Source organism: Paracoccus versutus, assembly GCF_029909795.1.
Classification (GTDB): Bacteria; Pseudomonadota; Alphaproteobacteria; order Rhodobacterales; family Rhodobacteraceae; genus Paracoccus; species Paracoccus versutus.
This window is the reverse complement of record NZ_CP038197.1, coordinates 741,740-760,216: the sequence shown is the minus strand read 5'-3', so window position 1 is coordinate 760,216 and position 18,477 is coordinate 741,740. Positions and strand designations below refer to the sequence as shown.

The 18,477-nt window shown below is 68.8% G+C and carries 15 protein-coding genes; 12 read left to right on the top strand and 3 right to left on the bottom strand.

The genetic code is table 11. The features are described 5' to 3' along the window. The 5 genes from mdoH to E3U25_RS14780 all read left to right on the top strand — a co-directional run bounded on the left by mdoH (position 1) and on the right by E3U25_RS14780 (position 7,049). Positions 1-2,166, top strand: a complete 2,166-nt coding sequence (gene mdoH, locus E3U25_RS14800; protein WP_244295248.1) for a glucans biosynthesis glucosyltransferase MdoH — start codon at positions 1-3, stop codon at positions 2,164-2,166. Further along, positions 2,163-3,296, top strand: a complete 1,134-nt coding sequence (locus E3U25_RS14795) for an OpgC domain-containing protein (protein ID WP_116222345.1) — start codon at positions 2,163-2,165, stop codon at positions 3,294-3,296. The genes mdoH and E3U25_RS14795 overlap by 4 nt, the downstream gene beginning before the upstream one ends. A 67-nt stretch (positions 3,297-3,363) precedes the next feature. Continuing rightward, entirely contained in the window at positions 3,364-5,031 is a 1,668-nt protein-coding gene (locus tag E3U25_RS14790) for a formate--tetrahydrofolate ligase (RefSeq protein WP_114536241.1), read from the top strand. 3 nt (positions 5,032-5,034) lie between these two features. Further along, complete coding sequence (locus E3U25_RS14785; RefSeq protein ID WP_072462850.1) at positions 5,035-5,640, top strand: nicotinate-nucleotide adenylyltransferase; 606 nt, start codon at positions 5,035-5,037, stop codon at positions 5,638-5,640. Continuing rightward, positions 5,637-7,049 carry a D-alanyl-D-alanine carboxypeptidase gene (locus E3U25_RS14780; protein WP_116222346.1) on the top strand — a complete coding sequence of 471 codons (1,413 nt, stop codon included), beginning with the start codon at positions 5,637-5,639 and terminating at the stop codon, positions 7,047-7,049. The genes E3U25_RS14785 and E3U25_RS14780 overlap by 4 nt, the downstream gene beginning before the upstream one ends. Before the next feature lie 49 nt (positions 7,050-7,098). Here the strand turns inward: E3U25_RS14780 and E3U25_RS14775 are convergent, their stop codons facing one another. Next, a complete protein-coding gene (locus E3U25_RS14775) occupies positions 7,099-7,521 on the bottom strand; it encodes a tellurite resistance TerB family protein (protein ID WP_036751052.1) in 423 nt (140 codons plus the stop codon). 89 nt (positions 7,522-7,610) lie between these two features. Between E3U25_RS14775 and E3U25_RS14770 the strand changes: the two genes are divergently transcribed. Then, the gene (locus tag E3U25_RS14770; protein WP_116222347.1) at positions 7,611-9,203 is read left to right on the top strand and encodes a lysine--tRNA ligase; all 1,593 of its coding nucleotides are present in this window, start codon (positions 7,611-7,613) and stop codon (positions 9,201-9,203) included. A 140-nt stretch (positions 9,204-9,343) separates the two neighbouring features. Then, positions 9,344-11,638 carry a glycosyl hydrolase family 28-related protein gene (locus tag E3U25_RS14765; RefSeq protein ID WP_116222348.1) on the top strand — a complete coding sequence of 765 codons (2,295 nt, stop codon included), beginning with the start codon at positions 9,344-9,346 and terminating at the stop codon, positions 11,636-11,638. Between the two features lie 37 nt (positions 11,639-11,675). On the opposite strand, the gene E3U25_RS14760 is transcribed toward E3U25_RS14765, so the two are convergent. Then, positions 11,676-12,161 (bottom strand): HugZ family pyridoxamine 5'-phosphate oxidase, encoded by a 486-nt coding sequence (locus E3U25_RS14760; RefSeq protein WP_116222462.1) that lies wholly within the window; start codon positions 12,159-12,161, stop codon positions 11,676-11,678. Between the two features lie 106 nt (positions 12,162-12,267). Here E3U25_RS14760 and cobU point away from each other — a divergent pair, with 106 nt between their 5' ends. The 5 genes from cobU (at position 12,268) to E3U25_RS14735 (ending at position 17,134) form a co-directional block, all read left to right on the top strand. After that, a complete protein-coding gene (cobU, locus tag E3U25_RS14755; RefSeq protein WP_116222349.1) occupies positions 12,268-12,801 on the top strand; it encodes a bifunctional adenosylcobinamide kinase/adenosylcobinamide-phosphate guanylyltransferase in 534 nt (177 codons plus the stop codon). After that, on the top strand, positions 12,798-13,754 hold the full coding sequence (cobT, locus tag E3U25_RS14750; protein WP_036751042.1) for a nicotinate-nucleotide--dimethylbenzimidazole phosphoribosyltransferase: 957 nt from the start codon (positions 12,798-12,800) through the stop codon (positions 13,752-13,754). Before cobU ends, cobT begins: the two co-directional genes overlap by 4 nt. Further along, entirely contained in the window at positions 13,747-14,514 is a 768-nt protein-coding gene (gene cobS, locus E3U25_RS14745; protein ID WP_116222350.1) for an adenosylcobinamide-GDP ribazoletransferase, read from the top strand. The genes cobT and cobS overlap by 8 nt, the downstream gene beginning before the upstream one ends. Before the next feature lie 134 nt (positions 14,515-14,648). Beyond that, positions 14,649-15,272, top strand: a complete 624-nt coding sequence (locus E3U25_RS14740) for a TRAP transporter small permease subunit (protein WP_036751038.1) — start codon at positions 14,649-14,651, stop codon at positions 15,270-15,272. Then, positions 15,269-17,134, top strand: coding sequence for a TRAP transporter large permease (locus E3U25_RS14735; RefSeq protein WP_116222351.1), 1,866 nt, complete (start codon positions 15,269-15,271; stop codon positions 17,132-17,134). Before E3U25_RS14740 ends, E3U25_RS14735 begins: the two co-directional genes overlap by 4 nt. A 101-nt stretch (positions 17,135-17,235) precedes the next feature. On the opposite strand, the gene E3U25_RS14730 is transcribed toward E3U25_RS14735, so the two are convergent. Further along, complete coding sequence (locus E3U25_RS14730; protein WP_036751032.1) at positions 17,236-18,360, bottom strand: TRAP transporter substrate-binding protein; 1,125 nt, start codon at positions 18,358-18,360, stop codon at positions 17,236-17,238. Positions 18,361-18,477 lie beyond the last annotated feature (117 nt).

Genomic DNA, 18,477 nt, shown 5'->3' with positions numbered 1-18,477 from the left:
ATGGGCGCGACCCACAGCCAGCCGGGCGGGCATCCGGCCAGCCAGAACCGTCCCCTGCCTCTGTCCGCGGAAGAGGGCTGGGAGGCGCTGGACCTGCCGCAATCCGAAGGCCCGGCGACGCCGCCCGAGGCGCCGCTGGACATGCCCGAGCAGGATTTCCGTGCCCGCCCGCCCCTGGGGCCGGACAGCCGCTGGCCGGGCCTGGGCACGATCGCGGCGCGGCTGACTGCCTTTGGCGGCGCGGCGGCGATCGCCTGGCTGGGCTGGCGGCAGATGATGCTGACCTTCGGCACGAACATGACCTGGCTGCAATCGGTGCTGCTGGTGCTGTTCGCGCTGACCTTCACCTGGGTCGGGTTTTCCTTTACCTCGATGGTCTCGGGGATCTTCGCGCGGCGGCTGCGCAACCCGGAGGGGCCGAACCAGGCGCGCCTTGCCGTGGTCATGCCGGTCTATCACGAGAACGCGGCGGCGACGGCCGGCCTTCTGGCGGCGCTGGCGCGCGACCTCTACCGCGAGGGCCTGGGCGAGCGGGCCGAGATCTTCGTGCTGTCGGACAGCTACGAGCCGCAGGCCGTATTCGAGGAGATGGCGGCGATCAGCCGGCTGCGCGACATCTCGCCGGTGCCGGTCTGGTATCGGCGCCGCAGCTTCAACAAGGGGCGCAAGGCGGGCAATGTCGGCGATTTCGTGCGCCGCTGGGGCGGGCGCTATGACCAGATGGTGGTGCTGGACGCCGACAGCGTGGTCGGTGCGGCGACGATCAAGGCGCTGTCGGCGCGGATGAACGCCGATCCGGCCGTCGGGCTGATCCAGACCATGCCGATGCTGGTCGGCGGCCAGACCATCTTCGCCCGGCTGACGCAATTCGCCGGCCGCATCTATGGCCCGGCCGTCGCCCGCGGCGTCGCCGCCTGGTCGGGAGACAGCGGCAATTTCTGGGGCCACAACGCCATCATCCGCGTCGGCGCCTTCGCGCAATGCTGCGGGTTGCCGGAACTGCCGGGCAGGCCGCCCTTTGGCGGCACCATCCTGAGCCACGATTTCGTCGAGGCCGCGCTGTTGCGCCGCGCCGGCTGGAAGGTGCGGCTGGACCACGACCTGCGCCAGAGCTTCGAGGGCTGCCCGCCCACGCTGCTGGACATGGCCGTGCGCGAGCGCCGCTGGGCGCAGGGCAACCTGCAGCATGCGCGGCTGATCTTTTCGCGCAGCTTCGCCTGGATCAGCCGGGCGCATTTCGTCATCGGCATCCTGGGCTTCCTGATGTCGCCGATCTGGCTGATGCTGATCCTGGTCGGGCTGGCGCTGTCGGCCAATGTGCTGCTGTCGCGGCCGGACTATTTCCCGCAGACCTACCAGCTGTTCCCGACCTGGCCGACCTTCGACCCGGTGCGGATGCTGTGGCTGTTCATCGCCGCCATGTCCTTCCTGCTGGTGCCCAAGTTCATCGCCATCTTCCGCGCCTGGCTGCGGCCGCTGGCCAAGGATTCGGGCGGCAACGTGCGGCTTCTGGCCTCGGCCATGTTCGAGATCGTGCTTTCCGCGCTGATCGCGCCGGTGCAGATGCTGATCCAGACCCGGCAGATCATCGAGATCCTGCGCGGCCGCGATTCCGGCTGGGAGGCGCAGGTCCGCGCCGGCCAGATGCCGCCCTGGCACGTCGTGCTGCGCCGCCATGCGCTGCATGTCGTCCTGGGGGTCGCGACGCTGGTGGTGCTGGCCTTCCTGTCGCCCTGGCAACTGGTCTGGCTGTCGCCGATCCTGGCCGGGCTGATCCTGTCGCCCCTGACCTCGCGCTGGTCGGCCAGCCCGGTCTTTGGCCGCTGGGCGCGCCGCCAGGGCCTGCTGGTCACCCCCGAAGAGCGCCAGCCCCCCGAGGTGCTGACCGCCGCCAACGTCCTGGACTTCCGCATTGCCGGCGGCCTGCCGCGCGGGGGGCTGGAGGCGCTGGGGCGCGATGCGGCGTTGCGCGCGCGCATCCTGGCGCTGCTGCCCGCCGCGCCGCGCGGCCCGGTCGAAGAGCGGCTCGACGCCATCTCGGCCGAGGCCAAGATCGGCCATGCCGCCTCGCAGGCGCAGGCGCTGCGCTTCCTGGGCCCGGCCGAGCAACTGGCGCTGATCGAGAACCGCGCGCTGATCGAAGCCTTCGCGAAGTTGCCGCAATGAAACGCATCGCCGCTTTGGACATGCTGCGCGGTTATGCGCTGGTCTGCATCATGCTGGACCACATGCCGATCGGGGTGCTGCGCAACCTGACGCTGACCAATTTCGCCGTCTTCGACGCGGCCGAGCTGTTCGTGCTGCTGTCGGGCTTCCTGGTCGGCATGGTCTGGGTCAAGGTCGAGGCGCGCGAGGGCCGCCGCGCCGCGCAGATCCGCTTCCTGCGCCGCGCGGCGCAGGTCTGGCTGGCGCTGATCGCCGGCGCCATCCTGCTGGCGCTGTTCTCGGCGCTGCTGTTCCAGCTGCACATGAACCATACCGCGGTCTGGTTTCAATATGCGCGCTGGATCATCGAACATCCCATCGGCTATGTCGCCACCGTGGCGCTGATGTGGATGCAGCCGAACCTGCTCGACGTGCTGGCGCTTTACGTGCTGCTGATCGCCACCGTGCCGGTGACGGTGCCCTTCCTGTTGCGCTGGCCCTGGCTCGCCATGGCGGTTTCGGTGCTGGTCTGGGTCTTTGCCCAGCCGCTGAACGCGCTGATCCCCAACCAGCGGCCGGGGCCGGGGCTGCTGTTCAACCCCTTCGGCTGGCAGCTCCTGTTCTTTGCCGGCGTCGCCATGGGTGCCTTCCGCGAGCGGATCATGCCGGTCCTGCGGCGCTATTCGGCGCCGCTGACCTGGATCTCGGTGGGGGTGCTGCTCTTCGGGCTGACCATCGTGATCGCCTGGAAGATCGGCGCGCCCGCCAAGCCCGTCAGCCAGTTCCTGCGCCAGATCACCGGCGGCATCGACAAATGGTCGTTGGATTTCATGCGCTTCACCGCCATTCTTGCAGCAAGCTGGATGGTGGCGGTGCCCCTGGCGCGGCCCTTTGCCTGGATGGCCGCCACCGTGCCGGGCGAGGCGCTGGCCGAGATCGGCCGCGGCGGGCTGTTTTCCTTCATCGTCTGCGTGATGCTGTCGATCTGGGGCGATGCGCTGGACATGACCGTGCCGCCCGGCGCGGCGAATATCTGGACCCGGCTGGCCATCGACATCTGGCTGGTGGTGGCCTTCTGGGCCATCTCGGCGGCCTGGATGCGGCGGGAAATCTGGCTGCCGCCGTTGCGGACACGCCTCGGGCTGGGCTAGGGCGTGCGGGGGCTTGCCTTGGCGGGCCCCAGCCGCTCAACTGTCGGCCGCAGACCGAGGAGGGATCATGAAATCGGACATCCAGATCGCCCGCGAGGCGCAAAAGCTGCCCATCGCGCAGATCGCCGGCCGCCTGGGCCTGGCCGAGGCCGATTTCCTGCCCTATGGCCGCGACAAGGCCAAGATCGCGCATGAGGCCATCGCCGGGCTGGCCGGGCGGCCGCAGGGCCGGCTGATCCTGGTCACTGCGATCAACCCGACCCCGGCGGGCGAAGGCAAGACCACGACCACCGTGGGCCTGGGCGACGCGCTGAACCGCATCGGCAAGCGCGCGACGGTCTGCATCCGCGAAGCTTCGCTGGGGCCGAATTTCGGCATGAAGGGCGGGGCGGCGGGCGGCGGCCATGCGCAGATCGTGCCGATGGAAGACATGAACCTGCATTTCACCGGCGATTTCCATGCCGTGACCAGCGCGCACAACCTGCTGGCGGCGATGATCGACAACCATATCCACTGGGGCAACGCGCTGCGCATCGACCCGCGCCGGGTGACATGGCGCCGGGTCATGGACATGAACGACCGGGTGCTGCGGCAGGTGGTGGTGGCGCTTGGCGGGCCGGCCAACGGCGTGCCGCGCGAATGCGGCTTCGACATCACCGTCGCCTCCGAGGTGATGGCGATCCTGTGCCTGGCCTCGGACCTGGCCGATTTGCAGGCGCGGCTGGGCCGCATCGTCATCGGCCAGACCTTCGACCGCCGGCCGGTGACTGCGCATGACCTGGGTGCCGAGGGCGCGATGACGGTGCTGCTGCGCGACGCCTTGCAGCCGAACCTGGTGCAGACGCTGGAGAACAACCCGGCGCTGGTCCATGGCGGGCCCTTCGCCAATATCGCGCATGGCTGCAACTCGGTCATGGCGACGCGCACGGCGCTGGCGCTGTCGGACTATGTCGTGACCGAGGCGGGCTTCGGCGCCGACCTGGGGGCCGAGAAGTTCCTGAACATCAAGTGCCGGCTGGCCGGGCTGCAACCCGACGCGGCGGTGCTGGTGGCGACGGTGCGGGCGCTCAAGATGAACGGCGGCGTGGCCCGCGCCGACCTGGGGGCCGAGAATGTCGCGGCGCTGCGGGCCGGCTGCGCGAACCTGGGCCGGCATATCGAGAACCTGCGCCGCTTCGGCCTGCCGGTGGTGGTGGCGATCAACCATTTCGCCGGCGATACCGAGGCCGAGATCGCGGCGCTTGCCGATCATTGCCGCGGGCATGGCGTTCAGGCCGTGCTGTGCCGGCACTGGGCCGAGGGCGGCAGGGGGGCCGAGGATCTGGCCCGCGCCGTGGTCGCGCTGGCCGAGGGCGGGGCGGATTTCACGCCGCTCTATCCCGACGAGATGCCCCTGGCCGAGAAGATCGAGACCATCTGCCGCCAGGTCTATCGCGCCGGCCAGGTCGAGTTCCTGCCGCATATCCTCGAGCGGCTCGAGGAATGGGAGCGGGCCGGGCACGGCCATCTGCCGGTCTGCATGGCCAAGACGCAATATTCCTTTTCCGCCAACCCTTCGGCGCTTGGCGCGCCCGAGGGCTTTACCATCCCGGTGCGCGAGGTGCGGCTGTCGGCCGGCGCGGGCTTCGTGGTGGCGATCTGCGGCGACATCATGACCATGCCCGGCCTGCCGCGCGACCCCGCGGCGCTGCGCGTGGGGCTGGACGGCGACGGCCATGTGCAGGGCCTGTTCTAGCCGATGCGCGCCGGCTTTCCCATCGCGCGGCCGGGCATGGCCGTGGGCCTTCTGGGTGGTTCCTTCGATCCCGCGCATGAAGGCCATGTCCATATCACCCAGGAGGCGCTGCGCCGCTTCGGCCTCGACCGGATCTGGTGGCTGGTCAGCCCCGGCAATCCGCTGAAGCCGCACGGGCCGGCGCCGCTGTCGCAGCGCATCGACCGCGCGCGGCACCTCATGCGCGACCCCAGGGTCGAGATCACCGGCATCGAGGCCCGGCTCGGCACCCGCATGACCCGCGACACCATCGCCGCGCTGCAGCGGCTTTACCCCGGCGTGCGCTTCGTCTGGCTGATGGGGGCGGACAACCTGGTCCAGTTCGACCGCTGGGACCGTTGGCGCGACATCGCGGCGCGGGTGCCGATCGGCGTGATCGCCCGGCCGGGCTGGCGGATGCCGGCGCGGTTCTCGCGCGCGGCGCGGCTGCTGTGGCGCGCGCGCCTGCCCGAGTCGCGGGCGCGTGAACTCGCCCGGTCTGGGCCGCCGGCCTGGGTGATGATAAACCTGCCGCTGAACAAGCTGAGTTCCAGCGCCATCCGTGCGCTGGGGCCGAAAGGACGCGCATGAACGGATGGACGCGGCGTGGCTTCGTGGCGGGGCTGGGGCTGCTGGCGCTGGCTCCCCGCATGGCGCCGGCCCAGCAAAGGCCGGCCGCGCGCCCCGCGGGCTTCGACGCCGAGGCGCTGATCGCCGCGGCCGGGCTTGGCGGGACGGTGGCCTTTGCGGTGATCGACCCGGCCTCGGGCCGGATGCTCGCCCAGCGGCAGGCCGACCGGCCCATGGCCCCGGCCAGCACGCTCAAGGCGGTGACGGCGCTTTACGCGCTGGACCGGCTGGGCGAGGGGCATTGCTTCACGACCAGGGTCATCCGCGCCGGCAACACGCTGATCCTGGCGGGCGGCGGCGATCCGCTGCTGGACACCGATGCGCTGGACGAACTGGCCGCGGCCGCGGTCGCCGACGAAAAGGCCGCCGGTCGCCCGGCGCCCACCGCCTTTGCCGTCTGGGGCGGGGCGCTGCCGCGCATCGGCCGGCTGGACCCGGCGCAGGACGAGCATCTGCCCTACAACCCCTCGATCTCGGGGATGATCCTGAACTTCAACCGGGTGCATCTGGACTGGCGGCAGGGCGAGGCAGGCTATCGGCTGTCCTTGCAGGCGCGGGGCCGCAAGCTGTCGCCCAGGGCCTATACGGCCGCGATCGCGGCGGTCGACCGGGGGCTGCCGCTCTTCACCTACGAGGCGGGCAAGCTGGAAAGCTGGACCATCGCCCGGCGCGGCCTGGGCAAGTCCGGCAGCCGCTGGCTGCCCGTCCGCCGCCCCGAGCTTTACGCGGGCGACGTGTTCCAGACGCTGTGCCGCGCCCGCGGCCTGGCGCTGCCCGATCCCGAGGTGATCGAGATCCTGCCCGAAGGGGCCGGGATCGCCCGCCACGACAGCCCGCCCCTGCGCGAGATCGTCCAGGGCATGCTGGAATATTCGACCAACCTGACCGCCGAGGCGATCGGGCTGGCCGCCAGTCGTGCGGGCGACGTGGCGGCCTCGGCCGCGGCGATGGCGGACTGGCTGCGCGGGCAGGGGGTCGGCGGCGATTTCGCCTTCCACGACCATTCCGGCCTCTCGCCCGCGAACCGTGCCGATGCGCGGATGCTGGCGGGGCTGATGGCCGGGCCGGGACGGGCGCGCGGCCTGCGCAGGCTGCTGAAGCCGATCCCGCTGAAGGACGCGCGCGGCAAGCGCAAGGACAGCGACATCGCCATCGAGGCCAAGACCGGGACGCTGAACTTCGTCTCGAACCTTGCCGGCTACGCCCAGGGCCCCGGCGGGCGCGAGCTGGCCTTCGCCATCCTGACCGGCGACGAGCCGCGCCGCGCCGCCAGCCAGGGCCAGGAACTGCCCGAGGGCGTCATCGGCTGGACCAAGCGCTCCAAACGCCTCCAGCAGGCGCTGGTCGAGGGCTGGGTCGCCAGCCTCTGACTTCTTCGTTCTCCAAATACCCATGCGGCCGCGAAACCGCCGGGGCGCTTCAAAGCACGCGATGGCGGGCGCGGGCGGCGAGCTCGATGGCGGCGGCGTGCAGGCGGTCGATCTCCAGCTGGTCGCGGATCTCGGCCAGCATCTCGGCCTCGATCTCGCCCAGGCGGCCGTCCGAGGCGGCGACGTCGCAGGCCAGGACATAGGCGGTGTCGAACATCTTTTCCGGCAGCGCCTCGCGCACCAGGCCGAAAAGCGCGTCCAGCCCGTCCTCTTCCTCGAAGAGCGTCACCACCGTCTGCGACACGGCACGGACGCGGTCGATGTCATAGGCGGCAAAGACCGGCGTATGGTTCACCGCCCGCTCGATGGCGACCAGCTCGGCGGTGCGCGGGTTCTGGTCCGAGGCCGAGACCGCCACCATGACCGCGACCAGCGCGTCGCAGGGCGAGAACGAGGGCAGGCTGTCGGGCATGGCATTTCTCCTTGCGTTTCCGGGGGTAATTATTGACCATCCGGCGCCGTTTCAATACGGGGAAGTCTCGACCCAATGGAGACCCGAAAATGACCGCCCTGCGTGACGCCGCGATGAAATCCAAGGCCTGGCCCTTCGAGGAGGCCCGCCGCGTGCTGAAACGCTACGAGAAGAAGAATCCCGAAAAGGGCTATGTCCTGTTCGAGACCGGCTACGGCCCCTCGGGCCTGCCGCATATCGGCACCTTCGGCGAGGTGGCGCGCACGACCATGATCCGCCGCGCCTTCGAGATCATCTCGGACATCCCGACGCGGCTGTTCTGCTTTTCGGACGACATGGACGGCATGCGCAAGGTGCCCGACAACGTGCCCCAGCAAGAGATGCTGCGCCGGCACCTGCAAGAGCCCCTGACCACGGTGCCCGATCCCTTCGGCGAATACGACAGCTTCGGCGGGCACAACAACGCCATGCTGCGCCGGTTCCTGGACACCTTCGGCTTCGAATACGAATTCATCAGCGCGACCGAGTTCTACAAGTCGGGCCAGTTCGACGCGACGCTGCTGCTGGCCGCGGAACGCTATGACGCCATCATGGAGGTCATGCTGGCGTCCTTGCGCGAAGAGCGCCAGCAGACCTATTCCTGCTTCCTGCCGATCAGCCCCAAGTCGGGCAAGGTGCTTTACGTGCCGATCAAGCATGTCGACGCCAAGGCCGGCACCGTCACCTTCGACGACGAGGACGGCGAGGAGCTGACGCTGCCCGTCACCGGCGGCCATGTGAAGCTGCAATGGAAGCCGGATTTCGGCGCCCGCTGGGCGGCGCTGGACGTGGATTTCGAGATGTATGGCAAGGATCACTCCACCAACACCCCGATCTATGACGGCATCTGCAAGATCCTGGGCGGCCGCCCGCCCGAGCATTTCACCTATGAGCTGTTTTTGGACCAGCACGGGCAGAAGATCAGCAAGTCCAAGGGCAACGGGCTGTCGATCGACGAATGGCTGACCTATGCCGCGACCGAGAGCCTGTCCTATTTCATGTTCCAGAAGCCCAAGACGGCGAAGCGGATGTATTTCGACGTCATCCCCAAGGCGGTGGACGAATACCACCAGCAGCTGCGCGCCTATCCCGACCAGACGGTCGAGCAGCAGCTGGCCAACCCGGTCTGGCACATCCATGGCGGCGCGGTTCCGGCCTCGGACATGGTGGTGCCGTTCCAGATGCTGCTGAATCTCGCCTCGGTGGCCGGCGCCAAGGACAAGGAGGGGCTCTGGGGCTTCATCCGCCGCTATGCGCCCGAGGCCAGCCCCGAGACCCATCCGACGCTGGACCAAGCCGCCGCCTTCGCGGTGCGCTATTTCAACGATTTCGTGGCGCCGACCCGCAGCTTCCGCGCCCCCACGGAAATCGAGCGCCGGGCGCTGGAGGATCTGGCCGGGCGGCTGGCGGCATGGAGCCAGCCCGCCGATGCCGAGGCCCTGCAGACCATGGTCTTTGCCATCGGCCGCGAACACGGGTTCGAGCCGATGAAGGACTGGTTCCAGGCGCTCTACCAGGTGTTGCTGGGTGCCGACCAGGGGCCGCGCTTCGGCGGCTTCATCGCGCTTTACGGCGTGGCCGAAACCCGCGCCCTGATCGAGCGGGCGCTGGCCGGCGAGCTGGTTTCCGAACCAACCGCCTGAACCGGCACGGGAATTCTTTGTTGCGCGCGGCCTTGTTGCCGCGCGCGCATGGTTAACGACCCGTTAACGCGAGATTGCCAGATTCCTACCGGACCGCGCGGGCAACCGCCTCGCACGTTCTGGATTAGGGGAGAATTGGCATGACCATTGCGATTATCGGCAACCAGTCGTTGATGCCGCGCGCCTTCCGGCTGGGCCTGGATCAGTGGTCCCGGACGGATGGCAGGGCGGGATCGCCGACCTGGGCGGGGGTGGCGAATGCGGCCATCGTGCCGGCGGACGAGGATTTCGGCAGTTGCCTGGAAATCCTCAAGCAAGAGGCGGTGACGCAGATCCGCTACATGCAGCGCACGCCGATCAATCCCGGCAGCTATCTGCGCATCGCGGCCAGGGTCAAGGCCATTGCCGGCAACCTGCCGCAGGTGCGCATCGCCGCCTTTGCCGGCAATGCCGCCGGCAACAACGTGGCGGGCGTGCCGCAGACCGGCCCTGCGGTCACGCTGCCGGGCTATGGGCAGGTGGTCGAGGTCTCGGCCATCGTCGGCACCGGCCGGCGCGAGGGCGTGGACATGGCCTGGGGGCGCAGCGCCGCCTTTGGCCATTTCGGGCTGGACCTGACCGGGGACAACAACGGCTCGATCCGCATCGAGAGCATCGTGATCGAGGACGTGACCGCCGCCTTCGTGCCGGGGATGCTGGACTGGGTCGATGTGCGCGATTTCGGCGCCATGGGCGACGGGACCACCGACGACCGCGGCGCCTTCCTCGCCGCCGACCAGGCCGCGGCCGGGCGGCAGGTGCTGGTGCCCGAGGGCAGCTATCGCATCGGCTCGGACCTGAGCCTGTCCTCGCCGGTCCGTTTCGTCGGCACGCTGGCCATGCCGCGCACGGCGCGGCTGTCGCTGACGCGCAGCTTCGACTTTCCGACCTATGCCGCGGCCTTCGGCGACGAGACCGAGGGGATGAAGCGGGCGCTGCAGGCGCTGCTGGGCTTTACCGACCATGCGGTGCTGGACCTTTGCGGCCGCAACGTGCATCTGGCCGAGCCGATCAGCATTTCGGACGCGGTGCCGGGCATGACCAGCTTTGCCAACCGCCGCGTCATCGCTAATGGCCAGGTCAGCATCGTGCCCGGCCCGGCCTGGGATACGCGGGCGGCGACATCGGCCGCGACCTACGACCCGGCGCAGCCCCAGGTGCTTTCGGCCGTCGCCAACATCGCCAATATCGAGGTCGGCGCCCGCGTCACCGGCAACGGCGTCGGCCGCGAGGTCTATGTCCTGGCCCGGAACGTCGCCGCCGGGACGCTGACGCTGTCGCAGCCGCTTTACGGCGGGGCGGGCACGCGCAACTATACCTTCAGCCGCTATCGCTATGCCTTCGATTTCTCGGGGATGGAGCATCTGAGCCGCTTCAACTTCGACGACATCGAGTTCCTGCTGGAGGGCAATGCCAGCGGCGTCATGCTGGCCAAGACCGGCAACATGAACTGTTTCCGCGACTGCTACTTCACCCGGCCCAGGGATCGCGGCATCACCTCGATCGGCTCGTCCTGCCAGGGGATGCTGGTGGACCGCTGCGAATTCCTGTCCAACGAGATGGGCGACCTGGCGCAGAACCGCACCACCGTCGCGCTGAACGTCAACAACAACGACGCCAAGATCCGCCACAGCCGCTTCATCCGCTTCGCGCATTTCGCGGTGATGAACGGCGGCGGCCACATGATCGAGGGCAATCACTGGTTCCAGGGCGACAATGCCCAGAACGGCGTGCGCTTCGGCGGGCTGGTGCTGACCCAGACCAACCTGCAGGCGACCGTGACCGGGAACTATATCGACAATTGCTCGATCGAATGGACGAACGAGCATGACCCCTATCCGAATTTCGACGGCGAGGAATATTCCTTTGGCGGGCTGACCATCACCGGCAACACCTTCCTGGCCTCGAACACGACGCTGGGCTTCAACTGGCTGGTGGTCAAGCCCTATGGCAGCGGCCATTTCATCCACGGGCTTGCGGTGATGGGCAATGTGTTCAAGTCGCTGTTCAACAAGATCGCCCGGATCGAGAAGGTGGACACCACATTCGCCGACATGAACTATCAGCGCATGCGCAACATCCAGTTCCAGGGCAACATGTTCAACGGCGTGAACAGCTATGTCGCCAACCCGGTCGACGTGGCGCATAACCAGGCCAGCGCCTCGAACCGCTGGCTGGTGACGGTGGACCATGCGCTGCCCTTCAACGGCTGGGTGCGCAACGTCCAGTCCATCATCGCCACCAGCCAGATCACCAATGCCGCCAATGCCCGCGTGTCCGAGATGCCCTGGGTGCAGACCGCGCTGGGAACCACGCGGCAACAGGTTGCGCTGAACTGGGGCGCGGCGGTGCGCGGCTCGGTCAGCCTGCGGCTGCGCATGGACAACCCGGACTGACGCTGCCCTTATGATGCCGGCCTTCGCCCTCGGCGGATCATTCCGCCGGGGGTTTCAGCATGTCCGGCGGCAGCAGCCGGAACGCCTGGCCGAAGCCCGCGTTCAGCAGGGCCGAGACCGGCTCGATCCGCCAGAAGCGGAAATCCGGCAGGTCCAGATAGACCTTGGCCTTGGGATCGCGTGCCAGCCAGCGGGCGCGGCGCGCCGCGTCCGGTGCGACCGGGGCGGCACGGCCAAGGATCGACAGGCGGGCATGGGTCATGGCGTCGCCCCTGGCTGTCTCGGCCGCGATCAGCAGCCCGGCGCGCGGATCGGCCGCCAGCGCCCGCGTATGCGCGGCAAGCCCCGAAAGCAGCGCAAGCGGCGCGCCATCCGCATCGGTCTGCAGCGCGATGCGCGTGACCAGCGGCCCCCCCGTATCGGGGTCGAGCGTGCCCAGGCTGGCATGGCGCGCGCCCTCCAGCAATTGCCGGGCAAGGGCGCGGGCCTCGTCGGTGGTTTCGCGAATCGGGTCGATCTTCATGGCTGCATGCTGCGCCGGCCGCCGCCCGGCAGGCAACCGGAACCTGTAAGACAGCCGCGGCGTTTTCCGGCTTTCGCAGCGCCCGGCCTTGTGAAACAACAGCTTCATGAGCAAGCACCCGCGCATCACCCTGGTCACCGGCGGCGCCCGCTCGGGCAAGTCCGCCCTGGCCGAATCCATCGCCGCCGACCATGAGGGCGGGCGCATCTATATCGCCACGGCCGAGGCCTGGGACGACGAGATGGCGCAGCGCATCGGCTTGCACCGCGACCGGCGCGGCAGCGACGGCTGGCGCACGATCGAAGAGCCGCGCAACCTGGCCGGCGCGCTGGCGCGCACGGACGGGCAGGGGGTGCGGCTGGTCGATTGCCTGACGCTGTGGCTGTCCAACGTCATGGCCGAGGGCCAGCCCGGCCCGCATGTCCGCGCGCTTTGCCGGGCGCTGGATGCGCAGAAAAGCCCGGTGGTCGTGGTGACGAACGAGCTGGGACTGGGCATCGTGCCCGAAAACGCGCTTGCCCGCCGCTTTCGGGACGAGCATGGCTGGATGAACCAGGCCGTGGCCGGGATCGCCGACGAGGTCTGGATGGCCGTCAGCGGCCTGCCGCTGCGCCTCAAACCGCAAAGAGGGACACCGTGAAAGAGTTCGATCAATCCGCCGCCGCCGCCGCCCGCGACCGCCAGGACCAGCTGACCAAGCCCCCCGGCTCTCTGGGCCGGCTCGAGGAACTGGCGGTGTTCATGGCCGGCTGGCAGGGGCGCGAGCGCCCGCGGATCGAGCGCGCGCAGGCGCTGGTCTTTGCCGGCAACCACGGCGTCACCCAGCAGGGCGTGAACCCCTTCCCGGTCGAAGTCACCGCCCAGATGGTCGAGAATTTCCGCCAGGGCGGCGCGGCGATCAACCAGCTTTGCCGGCTCTCCGGCGCTGAATTGCAGGTGATCGCGCTGGACCTCGACCGGCCGACCGGCGATTTCACCCAAGGTATGGCGATGGAGGTCGACGACCTGGTCGCCGCCATCCAGACCGGCAAGAACGCCGTGGACGCGCAGGCCGACGTGATCCTGCTGGGCGAGATGGGGATCGGCAATTCCACCGTCGCGGCGGCGCTGGCGGCGGCGACCTTCGGCGGCACGGCCGAGGATTGGGTCGGCCCCGGCACCGGCGCCGACGACGAGGTGCTGGCCCGCAAGATCGCCGCCGTCGAGGCCGGGCTCAAGCGGCACAAGGGCGCGGCGACGGCGGCCTCGATCCTGGGCTCCTATGGCGGGCGCGAGCAGGCGGCGATCTGCGGTGCGGTGATCCGCGCGCGCGAGCTGGGCATCCCGGTGATCCTGGACGGGTTCATCTGCTCGGCGGCGGCGGGCGTGTTGCTGGTCAACGACCGCAACGCGCTGGACCATTGCCTGATCGGCCATGAAAGCGCCGAGCCGGGCCACCGCCGGCTGGTCGCGGTGATGCAGAAGAAGCCGGTGGTGACGCTGGACATGCGGCTGGGCGAGGGCTCGGGCGCGGCGGTGGCGCTGATGATCCTGCGCGCGGCGCTGGAATGCCACAACGGCATGGCCACATTCGCCGAGGCCGGGATTGGCTAGGCTTCTGGCGCAGGCGGCGCTGGCGCTGGTCTGGCTGACCCGGCTGCCCGTGGGGCGGCTTCTGCCCGCCTCGCCGCCGACGCTGGCGCAGGCGGCCTGGGCCTTTCCGCTGGTGGGGCTTGCCGTGGGGTTCATCGGTGCCGCCGTGCTGGGGCTGGCGGCCCTTGCCGGGCTGCCGGGGATGGTCGCGGCGCTTCTGGCGGTCGGCGCCATGATCCTTGCCACCGGCGCGCTGCACGAGGACGGGCTGGCCGATTGCGCCGATGGCAGCGGCGGCGCGACCCGTGAGCGCCGGCTGGAGATCATGCGCGATTCCCGCATCGGCAGCTATGGCGTGCTGGCGCTGGTCCTGGTCACCGGACTGCGCGTGGCGGCGATCGCGGCGCTGGTCGCCCAGCCCTGGCTGGCCGCGGCGGCCGTGGCCGGGCTGGCGGCGGCCTCGCGCGCGGGGATGGCGCTGGGGCTGGGGCTGATGCCGCCTGCACGCCACGACGGGCTGGGCCATGCGGCGGGGCGGCCGACGCGCGGCGCGATGCTCGCCGCCCTGGCGCTGGGAGCCGCGGCGCTGATGCTGCCGGCGCTTGGCCTGCCGCATCCGGCGGCGGGCTGGCTGGTGCTGGCCGCGGCGGTGGCGGCGGCGCAGCTTTGGCTGGCGCGCCGGGCCCTGCGGGCGCTTGGCGGCCAGACCGGCGACGTGCTGGGCGCCATGCAACAGGCGGGCGAGACGGCCGGGCTGGTGGCGCTGGCCGCCCTTGCCTAAGCGCCGTTACGTCGCGTCGCCTTTTTCTTGACGGGTTTTTGCACTTCACTCATACCAAACGGCTACATGAAAGGTGGGGATTATCCGCCGCCGCCACGGCAAGGGGCGGCCATTGTTTTGGGGAGGTTTTTCATATGGGTGCCCTGCTGGGGCTTTCTCGCGGCATCGACCGCGTCAATTCGGTCATCGGCCGCGGCGCAAGCTGGCTGATCCTGGTCGCCGTGCTGGTCAGCGCCGGGAATGCGGTCATCCGCAAGGTGCTGAACACCTCGTCCAATGCCTGGCTGGAGTTGCAATGGTATCTCTATGGTGCCGCCTTCCTGGGCGCCGCGGCCTATACGCTGAAGGAGAACGAGCATATCCGCATCGACATCATCTATGGCATGTGGCGCCGCCGCCGCCAGCACTGGATCGACCTGATCGGGCATGTGTTCTTCCTGATGCCCTTCGTCACGCTGATGATCTGGTATCTCTACCCCTGGGCGATGCGCTCCTACTACCGCGGCGAGGTCTCGACCAATGCCGGCGGGCTGGTGCTGTGGCCGGCCAAGATGCTGCTGCTGGCCGGCTTTGTCATGCTGTTCTTCCAGGGCATTTCCGAGATCATCAAGAAGATCGCCGTCATGCGCGGCATCATCGAGGATCCCAACCCCTTCGTCTCGGCCCATGAGGCCGCCGCCATGGAGGGCGAGATCATGGTGCGCGAGATGACGGCCGCGATCGAGGACGAGACGAAGGACGGGGAGTCCCGCAAATGATGATCTTCATCGCGCAGAACATGGCGCCGATCATGTTCGCCTCGCTGGTGATCTTCCTGCTCTTCGGTTATCCGGTGGCTTTCGCGCTGGCGGCGAACGGGCTTTTGTTCTTCGTCATCGGCGTCGAACTGGCACCGCTGTCGGGCGGCAACATCAACCTCAGCTGGCCCCTGCTGAACGCCATGCCCGAGCGGTTATGGGGGGTGATGTCGAACGAGACATTGCTGGCCATCCCCTTCTTCACCTTCATGGGCATCGTGCTGGAGAAATCCGGCATGGCCGAGGATCTGCTGGACACGGTGGGCCAGCTTTTCGGCCCGATCCGCGGCGGCCTGGCCTATGCGGTGATCATCGTCGGCGCACTGCTGGCGGCGACGACCGGCGTGGTCGCGGCCTCGGTCATCGCCATGGGGCTGATCTCGTTGCCGATCATGCTGCGCTATGGCTATGACCGGCGCATCGCCTCGGGCACCATCGCGGCCTCGGGGACGCTGGCGCAGATCATCCCGCCCTCGCTGGTGCTGATCGTGCTGGCCGACCAGCTCGGCCGTTCGGTGGGCGACATGTACAAGGGCGCGCTGATTCCCGGCCTGGTGCTGACCGGGATCTACATGCTCTATATCTTCGTCATGTCGTTCATCCGGCCGAACAGCCTGCCGGCCCTGCCGAAAGAGGCGCGGACGCTGGGCTCGGGCGTCACCTCGCTGCTGGTGGCGCTGGCGCTGACCGTGGGCATGGCCTGGCTGGCCTTCCGCTGGCTCTACCCGACCCATGGCAAGGATGCCGATATCCTCGCCCCCTCGCTGGCGGTGATCGTGATCTATGTGCTGGCGTTGCTGGACCGGGCGTTGAAGATCAACCTGATGTCGCGGCTGGCGCAGCAGGTCGTCATCGTGCTGATCCCGCCGCTGGCGCTGATCTTCCTGGTGCTGGGCACGATCTTCCTGGGCATCGCCACCCCCACCGAGGGCGGCGCCATGGGTGCGGTCGGCGCGCTGCTGCTGGCCGGGGTCAAGGGGCGGCTCAGCTATGACGTGATCCGCCAGGCGCTTCTGGCGACGACGCGGCTGTCGGCCTTCGTCATGTTCATCCTGATCGGGGCGCGGGTCTTCTCGCTGACCTTCTACGGCGTGAACGGGCATATCTGGGTCGAGCATCTGCTGACCTCGCTGCCCGGCGGCGAATACGGCTTCCTGATCGCCGTGTCGGTGCTGGTCTTTTTGCTGGCCTTCTTCCTCGACTTCTTCGAGCTGGCGTTCATCATCGTGCCGCTGCTGGCGCCGGCGGCGCAGGCGATGGGCATCGACCTGATCTGGTTCGGCGTGCTGCTGGGGGTGAACATGCAGACCAGCTTCATGCACCCGCCCTTCGGCTTCTCGCTGTTCTTCCTGCGCTCGGTGGCGCCGAAATCGCCCTATCGCGACAAGGTGACGGGGCAGATGATGCAGCCGGTGACCACCGGGCAGATCTATTGGGGCGCGGTGCCCTATGTCTGCATCCAGCTGGTCATGGTCGCCATCGTCATGACCTTCCCCGGACTGGTCATGCACTACAAGGGCGCGCCGGTCGATACCTCGAACGTCAGGATCGAGATCCCCTCGGGCGGCGGGCTTGGCGGCCTCGGCGGGCTGGGCGATCCTTTCGGCCAGCCGGCCGCGCCCGGAACCGCTGCGCCGGGCGGCATTCCCGCGCCGGGCGGCCTGGGCGGGGCGCCGAACTTCGGCACCCCCGCTGCGCCGGCCGCGCCGGCGGATGGGGCGACCGCCCCGGCCCCGGCCCCGGCCGCGCCGCAGGACGGGCTGGGGGCGCTGTCAGGCCCGCCGCCGGGCCTGACCGCCCCGCAACAGCCGGCGGGGAACTGATCGGCAGGGCGGGTTTCCCGCCCGCCTTCGCCCCCCGCGCCCCGCAACGAAAAGGGCCGCCGCGATCGCTCGCGGCGGCCCGATTGCAGGCTTGCGACGGATCAGAGCGTGCCGTTGCGCTGCTGGATCATCATGAAGGTATCATAGGTATATTCGGCGGTCTGGTTGTAGAGATACCAGTCGCCCCGCGCCCCCTTGATCGATTCCCAGATCTTCTTGAACGGCGCGTTCGAGGCTTCCAGTTCGGCATAGACCTCGTTCGCGGCCTTGTAGCAGGCGTCCAGGATCTCGGCGCTGAACGGGCGCAGCTGCGCCCCCGAGGCCACCAGCTCCTTCAGAGCCGTGGGGTTCAGGTGGTCGTATTTCTGCAGCATGTCGGCATCGACCGCCCGGCACGCGGTGTGCAGAAGCGACTTGTAGTTCTCGGGCAGCGCCTCGTATTTGTCCTTGGCAAAGAAGAAATGCACGGTCGGGCCGCCTTCCCACCAGCCGGGATAGTAATAATAGGGCGCGACCTTGAAGAAGCCCAGCTTCAGGTCGTCATAGGGGCCGACCCATTCCGAGGCGTCGATGGTGCCCTTTTCCAGCGCCGGATAGATGTCGCCGCCGGCGATCTGCTGCGGCACCGCGCCCAGCCGCTCCAGCACCTTGCCGGCAAAGCCGCCGACGCGGATCTTCAGGCCCTGAAGATCGGACACGGCGTTGATTTCCTTGCGGAACCAGCCGCCCATCTGCACGCCGGTATTGCCGCCCGGCAGGCCGAAGATGTTATGGGTGGCCAGGAATTCGTTGTAAAGGTCGATGCCGCCGCCGTGGTATTGCCAGGCGTTCATGGCCCGCGCCGACAGCGCAAAGGGCACGGCCGAACCCAGCGCGAAGGTCGGATCCTTGCCCCAGCTGTAATAGCCGACCGTATGGCAGGCCTCGACGGTGCCGTCGGTGACGGCGTCCTGGGCCTGCAGGCCGGGCACGATCTCGCCGCCGGCAAAGACCTGGATCTGGAACTTGCCGCCGGTGGCCTCGGACAGGTACTTCGACAGAACCTCGGCGCCGCCATAGATGGTGTCCAGCGATTTCGGGAAGGCCGAGGTCAGCCGCCATTTCACCTCGGGCATCTCTTGCGCGATGGCGGGCGCGGCAAGCGCAGCCCCGGCCGCTGCGGTCGCGCCGCCAACCGTGGCGCGGGTCAGAAAGGCGCGCCGGCCGAACTGGTTGGTTGTCTTCATGGGTTCCTCCGCGTTGATCGGCCTGTTCCTGGGCGGCCGATGACGGGGCGAATGTTGCATGCGACCGGACGGCCTGTCGAGACGCCAGTGCCGGATTTCCGCCGCATCCCCGCCCGC

Bases quoted from the DNA above. Each gene is read 5' to 3' on its own strand.
- mdoH (WP_244295248.1), top strand. From the start codon at position 1: ATGGGCGCGACCCACAGCCAGCCGGGCGGGCATCCGGCCAGCCAGAAC.
- E3U25_RS14795 (WP_116222345.1), top strand. From the start codon at position 2,163: ATGAAACGCATCGCCGCTTTGGACATGCTGCGCGGTTATGCGCTGGTC.
- E3U25_RS14790 (WP_114536241.1), top strand. From the start codon at position 3,364: ATGAAATCGGACATCCAGATCGCCCGCGAGGCGCAAAAGCTGCCCATC.
- E3U25_RS14785 (WP_072462850.1), top strand. From the start codon at position 5,035: ATGCGCGCCGGCTTTCCCATCGCGCGGCCGGGCATGGCCGTGGGCCTT.
- E3U25_RS14780 (WP_116222346.1), top strand. From the start codon at position 5,637: ATGAACGGATGGACGCGGCGTGGCTTCGTGGCGGGGCTGGGGCTGCTG.
- E3U25_RS14775 (WP_036751052.1), bottom strand. From the start codon at position 7,521: ATGCCCGACAGCCTGCCCTCGTTCTCGCCCTGCGACGCGCTGGTCGCG.
- E3U25_RS14770 (WP_116222347.1), top strand. From the start codon at position 7,611: ATGACCGCCCTGCGTGACGCCGCGATGAAATCCAAGGCCTGGCCCTTC.
- E3U25_RS14765 (WP_116222348.1), top strand. From the start codon at position 9,344: ATGACCATTGCGATTATCGGCAACCAGTCGTTGATGCCGCGCGCCTTC.
- E3U25_RS14760 (WP_116222462.1), bottom strand. From the start codon at position 12,161: ATGAAGATCGACCCGATTCGCGAAACCACCGACGAGGCCCGCGCCCTT.
- cobU (WP_116222349.1), top strand. From the start codon at position 12,268: ATGAGCAAGCACCCGCGCATCACCCTGGTCACCGGCGGCGCCCGCTCG.
- E3U25_RS14740 (WP_036751038.1), top strand. From the start codon at position 14,649: ATGGGTGCCCTGCTGGGGCTTTCTCGCGGCATCGACCGCGTCAATTCG.
- E3U25_RS14735 (WP_116222351.1), top strand. From the start codon at position 15,269: ATGATGATCTTCATCGCGCAGAACATGGCGCCGATCATGTTCGCCTCG.
- E3U25_RS14730 (WP_036751032.1), bottom strand. From the start codon at position 18,360: ATGAAGACAACCAACCAGTTCGGCCGGCGCGCCTTTCTGACCCGCGCC.